This is a genomic window from Serratia sp. K1WW1, assembly GCF_055790865.1.
This window is the reverse complement of sequence record NZ_CM147697.1, coordinates 3765650-3778488: the sequence shown is the minus strand read 5'-3', so window position 1 is coordinate 3778488 and position 12839 is coordinate 3765650. Positions and strand designations below refer to the sequence as shown.

The 12839-nt window shown below is 55.7% G+C and carries 9 protein-coding genes; 8 read left to right on the top strand and 1 reads right to left on the bottom strand.

Going from position 1 to position 12839, the window contains the following annotated elements; genetic code table 11:
• The first annotated feature begins 25 nt into the window (after window positions 1-25).
• The gene (locus ACX9GU_RS17130) at window positions 26-922 is read left to right on the top strand and encodes a YcbJ family phosphotransferase (protein ID WP_473192325.1); all 897 of its coding nucleotides are present in this window, start codon (window positions 26-28) and stop codon (window positions 920-922) included.
• On the opposite strand, the gene elyC is transcribed toward ACX9GU_RS17130, so the two are convergent.
• Entirely contained in the window at window positions 919-1692 is a 774-nt protein-coding gene (gene elyC / locus ACX9GU_RS17125; protein WP_473192324.1) for an envelope biogenesis factor ElyC, read from the bottom strand. The two genes, ACX9GU_RS17130 and elyC, sit on opposite strands and share 4 nt — an antisense overlap.
• Before the next feature lie 152 nt (window positions 1693-1844).
• Between elyC and cmoM the strand changes: the two genes are divergently transcribed.
• The 7 genes from cmoM to ACX9GU_RS17090 all read left to right on the top strand — a co-directional run bounded on the left by cmoM (window position 1845) and on the right by ACX9GU_RS17090 (window position 12609).
• Window positions 1845-2630, top strand: a complete 786-nt coding sequence (gene cmoM / locus ACX9GU_RS17120; protein WP_071680737.1) for a tRNA uridine 5-oxyacetic acid(34) methyltransferase CmoM — start codon at window positions 1845-1847, stop codon at window positions 2628-2630.
• Window positions 2627-3949, top strand: a complete 1323-nt coding sequence (mukF, locus tag ACX9GU_RS17115; RefSeq protein WP_021804906.1) for a chromosome partition protein MukF — start codon at window positions 2627-2629, stop codon at window positions 3947-3949. Before cmoM ends, mukF begins: the two co-directional genes overlap by 4 nt.
• Complete coding sequence (mukE, locus tag ACX9GU_RS17110) at window positions 3930-4658, top strand: chromosome partition protein MukE (protein ID WP_209527743.1); 729 nt, start codon at window positions 3930-3932, stop codon at window positions 4656-4658. Before mukF ends, mukE begins: the two co-directional genes overlap by 20 nt.
• Window positions 4655-9094: a chromosome partition protein MukB gene (gene mukB, locus ACX9GU_RS17105; protein ID WP_473192323.1), complete on the top strand. Its 4440-nt coding sequence runs from the start codon at window positions 4655-4657 to the stop codon at window positions 9092-9094. Before mukE ends, mukB begins: the two co-directional genes overlap by 4 nt.
• A 219-nt stretch (window positions 9095-9313) precedes the next feature.
• On the top strand, window positions 9314-11164 hold the full coding sequence (gene ldtD, locus ACX9GU_RS17100; protein ID WP_473192322.1) for a L,D-transpeptidase: 1851 nt from the start codon (window positions 9314-9316) through the stop codon (window positions 11162-11164).
• Window positions 11165-11344: 180 nt separating this feature from the next.
• A complete protein-coding gene (gene mepK, locus ACX9GU_RS17095) occupies window positions 11345-11893 on the top strand; it encodes a peptidoglycan L,D-endopeptidase MepK (RefSeq protein WP_473192321.1) in 549 nt (182 codons plus the stop codon).
• Between the two features lie 68 nt (window positions 11894-11961).
• The gene (locus ACX9GU_RS17090) at window positions 11962-12609 is read left to right on the top strand and encodes an MBL fold metallo-hydrolase (RefSeq protein WP_021804900.1); all 648 of its coding nucleotides are present in this window, start codon (window positions 11962-11964) and stop codon (window positions 12607-12609) included.
• Window positions 12610-12839: the final 230 nt, after the last annotated feature.

The following is a 12839-nucleotide window of genomic DNA, read 5'->3' as shown; positions in this document are numbered from 1 at the left end:
CCTTAATGTGGAGGGGGGTCGTTCCATGGAGCAACTGCGTGCCGAATTGAGTATTGTGCTGGGAGAGTCCGTCGGTCGTCTGGAACGCGTCAGCGAACAGCCTTATGCCCATCTGTATTCACTGTACGATCGCCAGGATCATGCGATCCCGCTGATGGCGAAAAGCTTCGTCTGTGAGGGCATTGCCCAGCAGGAAGCTTACAAGTTATCCATGCTGGCGCGTGAAGGGGACATTCGTCTGCCAACGGTGTTTGGCGTGGTCTACACCCGGCAAGCGCCCTACAAAGAGATTTTGCTGATCGAACGCCTGCGTGGCGTCTCGGTCGAGGCTCCAACCCGGACTTTGGCCCGTTGGGAAGCCTTGATGGACCAGATTGTCGACGGCATGCTGGCTTGGCACCGTATCGATAGCCACGGCTGCGTGGGCACGGTTGACAGCACGCAGGAGAATGACTGGTGCAGTTGGTACCAGCAGCGTATCGAAGTACTTTGGTCAACGCTGGGTAATATGAACTCGCCGCTGTTAAGCATGGCAGACCGCCGTTTGCTGTTCCGCACGCGTGAAATGCTGATCGACTTCTTTGCCGATTTTGATGACCCTTGCGTACTGGTGCACGGTAATCTGGGTTTACGCAGCATGTTGAAAGATGCCAAAACCGATCAACTGTTGGCGATGCTCAACCCAGGCATGATGCTGTGGGCGCCACGGGAATATGAGCTGTTCAGGCTTTGCGAGGCGGGGATGCCGGATCGGCTGCTATTCCACTATCTACAGCGTGCGCCAGTGGCGGAGTCTTTCCTGTCTCGTCGTTGGCTCTATGTGGTGTGGGAAGCGATAGCCAGGATGATCCATACCGGCAAGCTGGATCGCCCGGCGTTCGATCAGGCCGCGCAACAGCTACGGCCCTGGTTGGCTCACTAATCGCTGCTGGCCTCACCGTCACCTTTTAGCTGCTGCCACAGGCTGCCCAGCGTTTCATATGCCGCCCGTTCGCTGTGCCCAAGGAACATCGCGGAAGGCATCACCCGATCCCAGATATTCAGCGGTGAGGTAATGGCCAGTTGATTGGCCGGAGCCGGGATTGGGTGCAAGCCCTGAGCCTCAAAGAAGCGCATGGCACGCGGCAAGTGATTGGCGGATGTCACCAGCGCAAACGGCTGTTGCCCTACCAATTTTGCGACCTCTGCGGCTTCCTGTTCGGTATCCCGCGGGCGGTCCACCAGCACGATGTCGCTGGCAGGCACTCCCAGGCTTTCCGCCACCAGTGCTGCGGTGGCCGCGCTGCTTTGCGTTTTCGCGCCTTTTCCACCGGTAAAGACCATCTTGCTACCCGGGTGCGACAGGTATAGCCTGACGCCTTCGGTCACCCGTGGCAGGCTGTTGTTGAGCAGGTTAGAGCTGGGGGCCCAGTCCGGGTTATAGGTATAACCGCCGCCAAGTACCACGATATAGTCAATCTGGCCGTTGCCTCTATAGGTCGGGTAACTGGATTCTAACGGCTTCAACAGGCGATCGGCGACCGGTTGCAGGCTGAGCAACAGCAACAGCAGCCAGCTCAGGCTTAATATGACTTTGCCGCTTTTCTGCCAACGGGTAAACCACAGCAGCAATAATGCCAGCCCCATTAACAACAGCAGGGCGGGTAGAGGCATCATCAGGCCACCAATAAATTTTTTTAAGTTAAATAACATCAAAAATCAGGTCCTTTTGGGCGAAAAAACGACATCTGGCCGCATTCATGCTGCAAGAAGATTTATTCTAAGCCAGTCTGTGCCAAAATAGCAGGTTTGAATGGGCAGGCGCTTTGCCGTCGGCCAAGATAGAATCAGCGGAGCCGTTGTCCATGCAGGATCGCAATTTTGACGATATTGCCGAGAAGTTTGCGCGTAATATTTACGGCACCACCAAGGGGAAAATCCGTCAGGCGGTAGTCTGGCAGGATCTGACCATGCTGCTGGCCCAGTTGCCGCAGCGGCCGCTGCGCATTCTGGATGCTGGTGGGGGCGAAGGCCACATGGCCTGCCAACTGGCAGAATTAGGACATCAGGTCTTGTTGTGCGATCTTTCTGGTGAGATGATCCAACGCGCTGCGTTGCTGGCCGAGCAGAAAGGTGTGAGCCAGAACATGCAATTCATACAAAGTTCGGCGCAAGAGATTGGTCAGCATTTGGCACAACCGGTCGATCTGATATTGTTCCATGCGGTTTTAGAGTGGATCGCCGAACCGCAGGTGGCCTTGCAGGCGTTGTTTGACTGCCTGGTGCCCGGCGGCGCACTGTCACTAATGTTCTTTAATGCCAACGGTTTGTTGATGCGTAATGTGGTGCTGGGCAATTTCCAACTGGTGGATCCCGAGGTCAGGCGGCGTCGCAAGCGCTCGCTGTCGCCGCAGTATCCACACAGCCCACCGCTGGTCTATGGCTGGTTGGAGCAGATGGGCATGCAGATTTCAGGCAAAACCGGCGTGAGGGTTTTCCATGATTATCTGCAAAGCAGGCAGCTACAGACCCAAAAATTTGAAGAGTTACTGGCGCTTGAACAGCTTTATTGTCGGCAAGAGCCTTACGTGAGTTTGGGGCGCTATATTCACGTCTCGGCGCATAAACCGAACCTGAAGGACGAACTATGAGTGAATTTTCCCAGACAGTACCCGAACTGGTCGCCTGGGCACGGAAAAATGATTTCTCTATTTCGCTCCCCACTGAGCGTCTTGCGTTTTTGCTGGCTATTGCCACGTTAAACGGTGAGCGGCTGGACGGCGAGATGAGCGAAGGTGAGCTGGTTGATGCATTTCGCCATGTCAGCAAAGGGTTTGAACAGACGCATGAAACGGTGGCGATACGCGCCAACAATGCGATTAACGACATGGTGCGCCAGCGCCTGTTGAACCGTTTTACCAGCGAGTTGGCAGACGGCAATGCCATCTATCGCCTGACGCCGCTGGGTATTGGTATAACCGATTACTATATCCGCCAGCGTGAGTTTTCGACCCTGCGCCTTTCCATGCAGCTATCGATCGTGGCGGAAGAGTTAAAGCGTGCCGCAGACGCAGCCGAAGAGGGCGGCGATGATTTCCATTGGCACCGCAACGTCTTTGCTCCGTTGAAATACTCGGTAGCAGAGATCTTCGACAGTATCGATCTGACCCAGCGCCTGATGGATGAACAGCAGCAGAGTGTGAAAACCGATATTGCGGCGCTGCTGAATCAGGATTGGCGTGCGGCGATCTCCAGCTGTGAAATGCTGCTGTCTGAAACCTCCGGTACCTTGCGTGAACTTCAGGATACGCTGGAGGCCGCAGGTGATAAACTCCAGGCCAATCTGCTGCGTATTCAGGACGCCACGTTGGGTGAGATGGAGCTGGGCTTTGTCGATAAGCTGGTGTTTGATTTGCAAAGCAAGCTGGATCGCATCATCAGTTGGGGCCAACAGGCGATTGACCTGTGGATCGGCTACGATCGCCACGTGCACAAGTTTATCCGTACCGCCATCGATATGGATAAAAACCGCGTGTTCGCCCAACGCCTGCGCCAATCGGTACAAAACTACTTCGATAACCCTTGGACGCTGACCCATGCCAACGCCGATCGTCTGCTCGATATGCGAGACGAAGAGCTGGCGTTGCGCAGTGAAGAGGTCACCGGGGAACTGCCGCCAGATCTGGAATATGAAGAGTTCAGCGAAATTCGCGAACAGCTGGCAGCGATGATCGAACAGGCACTGAAGATTTATCAGGAACAAAAGATGCCGCTCGATTTAGGGGCAGTGATGCGCGATTATCTGGCGCAATATCCGCGTGTGCGTCACTTTGACGTTGCCCGCATAGTGGTCGACCAGGCAGTGCGCCTTGGTGTGGCTGAAGCTGATTTTTCAGGGTTGCCCGCGCAGTGGCAGGCAATCAATGATTACGGAGCCAAGGTACAGGCCCATGTCATCGACAAATATTGAACAAGTAATGCCAGTCAAGCTGGCCAAGGCACTGTCTAACACGCTGTTTCCGGCGTTGGACAGCCAATTGCGCGCAGGTCGTCACATCGGTATCGATGAGTTGGACAACCACGCATTCCTCATGGATTTTCAAGACGAACTGGAAGAGTTTTATACCCGTTACAGCGTCGAGCTGATCCGGGCGCCGGAAGGGTTCTTCTATTTGCGCCCGCGCTCGACCACGCTCATTCCACGCTCGGTGCTTTCCGAGTTGGACATGATGGTCGGCAAAATCCTGTGCTACCTCTACCTGAGCCCCGAGCGCCTGGCGCATGAAGGCATTTTCAGCCAGCAGGAGCTGTATGATGAGCTGCTGAGCCTGGCGGATGAGAGCAAGCTGCTGAAGTTCGTCAACCAGCGTTCCACCGGTTCGGATCTTGACCGTCAGAAGCTGCATGAAAAAGTGCGCTCCTCGCTCAATCGCCTGCGCCGTCTTGGCATGGTGTATTTCATGGGCAATGACAACAGCAAATTCCGCATTACCGAGGCAGTGTTCCGCTTCGGTGCCGATGTGCGTAGCGGTGACGACCCGCGCGAAGCCCAGTTGCGGATGATCCGCGACGGTGAGGCGATGCCGGTTGAAAACAGCCTGTCACTGAACGATGAAGTTGATGCGGAAGATGCGCAGGCAGATGCCACCCAGGACAGTGCAGAGGATGAACAGGAATGATTGAACGCGGTAAATTTCGCTCACTGACGCTGGTTAACTGGAACGGTTTCTTTGCCCGAACCTTTGATCTCGATGAGCTGGTCACCACGCTTTCGGGCGGTAACGGGGCCGGTAAGTCCACCACCATGGCGGCCTTCGTCACGGCGCTGATCCCGGATCTGACGCTGCTGCACTTTCGTAACACCACCGAAGCCGGTGCCACCAGCGGTTCACGCGACAAAGGCCTGCACGGTAAATTGCGTGCCGGTGTCTGCTACTCAACGCTAGACGTAGTCAACTCACGCCACCAGCGTGTGGTGGTCGGGGTTCGTCTGCAACAGGTTGCGGGGCGCGATCGTAAGGTCGATATCAAACCTTTCACCATTCAGGGGCTGCCAACGGCGGTGCAACCGACCGAACTGCTGACCGAGACCGTCGGTGAGCGTCAGGCTAGGGTTCTTTCGTTGCAGGAACTGAAAGAGCGTGTTGAAGAGATGGAAGGGGTGCAGTTCAAGCAGTTCAACTCCATCACCGATTACCACGCCCTGATGTTTGATCTGGGGGTGCTGCCCAAGCGTCTGCGCACTTCCTCCGATCGTAGCAAGTTCTATCGTCTAATCGAAGCCTCGCTATACGGCGGGATTTCCAGTGCCATCACCCGTTCTCTGCGCGATTACCTGCTGCCGGAAAACGGCGGCGTGCGTAAAGCGTTCCAGGATATGGAAGCCGCACTGCGCGAGAACCGCATGACGCTGGAAGCGATCCGCGTCACCCAGTCGGACCGCGATCTGTTCAAGCATCTGATCTCCGAAGCGACCTCGTACGTTGCCGCAGACTACATGCGCCACGCCAATGAACGGCGTATCCATCTGGATGGGGCGCTGGTATTGCGCAACGAGTTGCTGAGCAGCCGCAAACAGCTGGCCGCCGAGCAGTTCCGCCACGTTGAAATGGCGCGTGAGCTGGCTGAGCAAAGCGGTGCCGAATCCGATCTGGAAACCGATTATCAGGCCGCCAGCGACCACCTCAATCTGGTGCAGACCGCAATGCGCCAGCAGGAAAAGATCGAACGCTATGAAGGCGATCTGGAAGAGCTGACCTACCGCCTGGAAGAACAGAATGAGGTTGTCGCCGAAGCGAGCGAGCAGCAGGCGGAAAACGAAGCGCGTGCCGAAGCCGCAGAGATGGAGGTGGATGAGCTGAAAAGCCAGCTCGCCGATTACCAGCAGGCGCTGGACGTGCAGCAAACCCGCGCCATTCAGTATCAGCAGGCACTTCAGGCTCTTGAGCGCGCTCGTGCGCTGTGTCAGGTGCCGGAACTCACCGCCGAAAATGCCGAAGAATGGCTGGATACCTTCCAGGCGCGTGAGCAGGAAGCGACAGAGTCCCTGTTGCAGTTGGAACAAAAGTTAAGCGTGGCGGATGCCGCTCACAGCCAGTTCGAGCAGGCCTATCAGCTGGTGGGTAAAATTGCGGGCGAAGTCAGCCGCAGTGAAGCCTGGCAAACCGCGCGTGAGCTATTGCGTGACTGGCCTTCGCAGCAGCATCAGGCCGAGCGTGTGCAGCCGTTGCGGATGCGTTTGAGCGAGTTGGAGCAACGTCTTCGCTCGCAGCAGGATGCCGAACGTCTGTTGCAGGAGTTCTGCAAACGTCACGGGCAGAGTTATCAGCCGGATGAACTTGATGCCTTGCAGCAAGAGCTGGAAGAGCGTTTGGAATCGTTGTCGCAAAGCGTCAGCGAGGCCGGTGAGCGTCGGATGGAAATGCGTCAGGAGCTGGAGCAGATCCAGCAGCGCATCAAGGAGCTGACCGCCAGAGCACCGATTTGGCTGGCCGCGCAGGATTCACTGACCCAGCTCAGCGAGCAGAGTGGTGAAGCCTTCGCAGATGGCCAGCAGGTTACCGAATACATGCAGCAACTGCTGGAGCGCGAACGCGAAACCACGGTTGAACGTGATGAAGTGGCCACCCGCAAGCGTGAAATCGAAGCGCAGGTTGAACGCCTCAGCCAGCCGAGCGGGGCCGAAGATCAGCGTCTGGTAACGCTGGCGGAGCGCTTTGGCGGCGTGCTACTGTCTGAAATCTATGACGATGTCACCATTGACGATGCCCCGTACTTCTCTGCGTTGTACGGCCCGTCGCGCCACGCCATTGTGGTGCCGGATCTGTCGCTGGTGCGCGAGATGCTGGAAGGGTTGGAAGACTGTCCGGAAGATCTCTACCTGATCGAAGGGGATCCGCAGTCGTTTGACGACAGCGTGTTCGCCGTCGAAGAGCAGGAAAAAGCGGTGGTGGTGAAAATCGCCGATCGCCAGTGGCGTTACTCGCGCTACCCTGAGGTGCCGCTGTTTGGCCGTGCTGCCCGGGAAAATCGCCTGGAAGTGCTGTACGCAGAACGTGATTCATTGGCCGAACGCTACGCCACCTTGTCATTTGACGTGCAGAAAACCCAGCGTTCTCACCAGGCGTTCAGCCGCTTTATCGGTTCGCACCTCGCCGTGGCGTTTGACGCGGATCCTGAAGCGGATATCCGTGCTCTGAACAGCCGCCGTGGTGAAATTGAGCGTGCGCTCAATAACCACGAAGCGCAGAACCAACAGCAGCGTCAGCAATACGATCAGGCCAAAGAGGGCATTTCCGCACTCAACCGCCTGATGCCGCTGGTCTCACTGCTGAATGATGAAACCTTGCAGGATCGTGTCGAAGAGATCCGCGAGGAAATGGAAGAGGCGCAGGATGCCGCGCGCTATATCCAACAGCACGGCGTTTCCTTGGCCAAGCTGGAGCCTATGTTATCGGTGCTGCAAAGCGATCCGGAGCAACATGAGCAGCTACAGCAGGACTATGTACAGGCCCAGGCCACGCAACGCCAGGCCAAACAGCAAGCCTTTGCCCTGACGGAAGTGGTTCAGCGCCGCGCGCACTTCAGCTATACCGATTCTGCTGGCATGCAGAATGCCGATAACGATCTCAATGATAAACTGCGTCAACGCCTGGAACATGCGGAAGCGGAACGTACCCGCGCCCGCGAGCAACTGCGCCAGTATCAAACTCAGTTTACGCAATACAGCCAAGTACTGGCCTCGCTGAAAAGCTCTTATGACGCCAAACGCGACATGCTTAAAGAGCTGAGCCAGGAGCTGGTGGACATTGGCGTGCAGGCCGATGCCAATGCCGAAGCCCGCGCGCGGCAGCGCCGGGACGAATTGCATGCCTCGCTGAGTAATAACCGTAACCGCCGTAACCAGTTGGAGAAACAGCTGACCTTCTGCGAAGCGGAAATGGACAGCCTGCAAAAGAGACTGCGCAAGCTGGAGCGTGATTATTACCAACTGCGTGAGCAGGTGGTGACCGCCAAGGCGGGCTGGTGTGCCGTGATGCGAATGGTGAAAGACAACGGGGTTGAACGCCGTCTGCACCGTCGTGAACTGGCCTATATGGACGGTGACGAGCTGCGTTCGATGTCGGATAAGGCATTGGGTGCGCTGCGTCTGGCGGTGGCGGATAACGAACATCTGCGTGACGTGCTGCGCCTGTCGGAAGATCCGAAACGGCCAGAACGCAAGATCCAGTTCTTTATCGCGGTCTATCAGCATCTGCGCGAGCGTATCCGTCAGGATATTATCCGCACCGACGATCCGGTCGAAGCTATCGAACAGATGGAGATCGAACTTGGCCGTCTGACCGAAGAGCTGACCGCGCGCGAGCAGAAACTGGCAATCAGTTCGAAGAGCGTGGCGAACATTATCCGCAAGACCATCCAGCGCGAGCAGAATCGTATCCGGATGCTTAACCAGGGGCTGCAAGCGGTTTCCTTCGGTCAGGTGAAGAGCGTGCGGTTGAACGTCAACGTACGGGAAGCGCATGCCACCTTGCTGGATGTGCTCTCCGAGCAGCAGGAACAGCATCAGGATCTGTTTAACAGCAACCGTCTGACCTTCTCTGAAGCGTTGGCCAAGCTGTATCAGCGCCTGAACCCGCAGATCGATATGGGCCAGCGCACGCCACAAACCATTGGTGAAGAGCTGCTGGATTACCGTAACTATCTGGAGCTGGAAGTGGAAGTGTTCCGTGGCTCCGACGGCTGGCTGCGTGCGGAAAGTGGCGCGTTGTCAACTGGGGAAGCGATCGGTACCGGCATGTCAATTCTGGTCATGGTGGTGCAGAGCTGGGAAGAGGAATCACGCCGCCTGCGGGGGAAAGATATTTCACCTTGCCGCCTGCTGTTCCTTGATGAAGCCGCTCGTCTGGATGCCAAATCCATCGCCACGCTGTTTGAGCTGTGCGATCGTCTGGAGATGCAGTTGATAATCGCCGCGCCAGAAAACATCAGCCCGGAAAAAGGGACTACCTATAAACTGGTGCGTAAGGTGTTCCAGAACCATGAGCATGTACACGTGGTTGGCCTGCGTGGGTTCGCCAGCGAACAACCGGTTTTAGACTCGGTGTCGAAATAAACGCCACAAAGCTAAAAAAGTGCACTATAAATCTGAAAATAGCCGCCTGATGGTGGCTATTTTTTTGTATGACGAGGATGATAGGCGTGTTTTTTTGCCAGTGGTAAGCTGGGGTGAAACGGTTATTTACGGCGCTGAGAGCAAAAGCGCCGTTCTGTTTGTATACTGAAACTAATAATAGTCTGTGCGGTATTTTTGTGAGCCTACAGGGGGCAAGGGATGTTGCTTAAAAATGGAAACTCAGTACGACGTCTGGCATTGAGTTGCGCAATAGCGTGTGGTTTTGCCGTGTCGTTTTCCGCATGGGCAACTGTTCCGGCGTTACCGGTGGCGTCATCGTCATCGGGAATGTCCGTGGCACAAAGTCGTGCCGAACTGCTGGCGGCATTGCCGAAAAGCGTTGTGCCTTATTATCTCTCTACTTTGGCACCGCTGTACGCTGCCAACCAGATGCAGCCTATGTGGCAAGATCGGGAAGCGGTACAGCAATTTCAGCAGCAACTGGCTGAGTTGGCCATTTCTGGCGTACAGCCGCAGTTTACTCAATGGGTAAAACTGCTGACCGATCCGCTCATCACCGATATGGCACGTGATATTGTGCTGTCGGATGCGATGCTGGGTTATTTGCAGTTTGTCTCCTCAATCGGGGCCAACGGCAACAACTGGCTGTACAGCAATGTTCCTTACAAACTGAAGGTGCCAGCGAATACGGTGATCAATCAGTGGCAGCTCTCGATTCATCAGGGCAAAACGCTGGCGTATGTTAATTCGTTGGCCCCGCAGCATCCTCAGTACGCCAAAATGCATTTGGCGCTGCGCGAAATGCTGGCGGCTGGGCGCCCGTGGCCACAAATGACCAATGGCGCAAGCCTGCGTCCAGGTCAGCTCAGCGACGATATTCCCGCACTGCGCGATATTCTGGCGCGTACCGGAATGCTAATCGCCACTCCGGCGGTAGCATCTGCTTCGCCTGAGCCTCAAGTCACCAATGCCAGCGCGACGACTCCGGCGGCGGATGACGATCTGTCGGTGGATGAAGAGAAGGATCGTGCTACCGCAGTGGCTGTCGTTAGCCCGGGCGCGGCATCGATCAAAGATCTTGCTCCTTCTCCAGAAGCTACCGCGCAGGTACAACCTGCCAGTCCGGTTTCGGTCACGGATAATCGTTACACCGAAGATCTGGTGGAAGGGGTCAAACGCTTCCAAACCTGGCAAGGTCTGACGCCTGATGGCGTCATCGGTGCCCGGACGCGTGAATGGCTGAACGTTTCGCCACAAACTCGTGCTTCACTGCTGGCGTTGAACATCCAGCGCCTGCGCATTCTGCCAGGGCACGTTGATACCGGTATTATGGTCAACATCCCGAACTACTCGCTCACCTACTATCTGAATGGTAATGAAGTGTTATCTTCGCGGGTGATTGTTGGCCGCCCGAGCCGCAAAACGCCATTGATGAGCAGCGCGCTGAATAACGTGGTGGTCAACCCACCGTGGAACGTGCCAACCAAGCTGATCCGTGAAGATATCGTGCCCAAGGCCATGCATGATGCCAGCTACTTCCAGAAACACGGCTATCGGGTATTCTCTGGCTGGAGCAACGATGCGCAGGTGATCGATCCGGCAATGATTGACTGGAGTGTGGTTTCACCACGCAACTTCCCTTACCGCATCCAGCAGGCACCGGGGACCAGCAACTCGTTAGGGCGTTTCAAGTTCAACATGCCGAGTTCGGATGCCATCTATCTGCATGACACCCCGAACCACGGCCTGTTCCAGAAGGATATCCGGGCGTTAAGCTCTGGCTGTGTGCGCGTTAACAAGGCTTCCGATTTGGCCAATATGTTGTTGCAGGATGCCGGTTGGAACAACGCGCGTGTTTCCTCCACGCTGAAAGGCGGCAATACGACGTATGTGAACATCCGCCAGAACATCCCGGTGCAGCTGTATTACCTGACGGCCTGGGTCTCTGATGATGGCAAGCCACAGTTCCGCACAGATATTTACAATTATGATGCGACAGTGAGATCGGGCGCACAAATTTTGGCTCAGGCCGAAAAATTGATGCAATAAATGCAGTAATTCTAGATAAATAACGGTCTGAATGTCTGGCCAGTAACAGGCTCTGTTTTTTGTGAGCACGGGTAAACCACAGCGTATCGCGGGTTGACTCCGCATACGCTGGCGGTTATGGTTCGGGCAGTGCGCAGTTTTGTGCATATATTTTGACATTCTTGCCGAGTTTAAAGAGTCATGGACAAAATTGATCATCATCGCCGTAAATGGCTGGCGTTAGGTAGCGCCGCCGTGGGTATCGCGCTGCTTCCAGGGCAGGCGTTTGCCAGTATTTCTACCTCTCGCCCACGTATTCTGTTGTTGAACAACCTCAATACCGGCGAATCCATCAAGGCCGAGTTCTTCAACGGTAAAGGTTACAATAAAGAAGAGTTGGCACGCTTGAACCATATCTTCCGTGACTATCGGGCCAACAAGGTCAAAAGCATCGATCCCGCTCTGTTTGATCATCTCTATCGCCTACAGGTAATGCTCGGTACCAGCAAACCGGTACAGCTGATTTCCGGCTACCGTTCAATGGCGACCAATACTGAAATGCGTGAGCACAGCCGTGGCGTGGCCAAGCAGAGCTACCACACCAAAGGCCAGGCGATGGATTTTCATATCGAAGGGATCCAGCTGAGTAATATCCGTAAGGCAGCGTTAAAAATGCGCGCCGGCGGGGTAGGCTATTATCCACGTAGTAACTTTGTGCACATCGATACCGGCCCGGTGCGGACCTGGTAATCATTGTGCATCATGATCGCTGAATGGCACCCGCCCCTTGGGCGTGGTGCCGTTGTCGTTGGAGCTTTATGAAATACCATATTATCCCCGTTACGGCGTTCAGTCAGAACTGTACGCTCATCTGGTGCGACGTGACCAAACAGGCGGCGCTGGTCGATCCTGGTGGCGATCCGGAAAAACTGAAGGCGGCCATTGCCGAAAAGGGCGTGCAGGTCAGCCAGATTTTGCTGACGCACGGCCATCTCGATCACGTAGGCGCAGCGGCAGAAATGGCCGAGCATTATCAGGTGCCCATCTATGGGCCGGATAAGGAAGATGCCTTCTGGCTTGAAGGTTTGCCAGCACAGAGCCGTATGTTTGGCCTGGATGAATGCGCTGCTCTAACGCCGACCAAATGGCTGGAGGAGGGGGATAAAGTGCAGGTAGGCGAAATGTCGTTGAACGTACTGCATTGCCCTGGCCATACACCTGGTCATATCGTTTTTATCAACGAACAGGCGCGTTTGGCATTAGTGGGTGACGTATTGTTCAACGGTGGCGTTGGCCGCAGCGATTTCCCGCGCGGTGACCATCAGGCGCTAATCGCTTCAATCCGCAACAAATTACTGCCTCAGGGCGACGATATGGCGTTTATTCCAGGGCATGGCCCGATGTCTACCTTTGGCCATGAACGTCAAACCAACCCGTTCCTGCGCGAAGAACCGGCTATCTGGTAAAGACAGCTCTCGGCAATGCCCCTCACCCTAACCCTCTCCCACAGGGAGAGGGGACCGAATGTGCCACAATTATCACCAGTATCTGACTGCGGCACTGAACAAACTCCCTCTCCCACAACAACTTTGTCCATGCTCCCCCTGTCTGCACATTGGGAGAGGGTTGGGGTGAGGGGAGATTGATAGCCAAAACTTGCAAGCATTAGGGGCGCAAATGCGCCCCTTTTTCAATG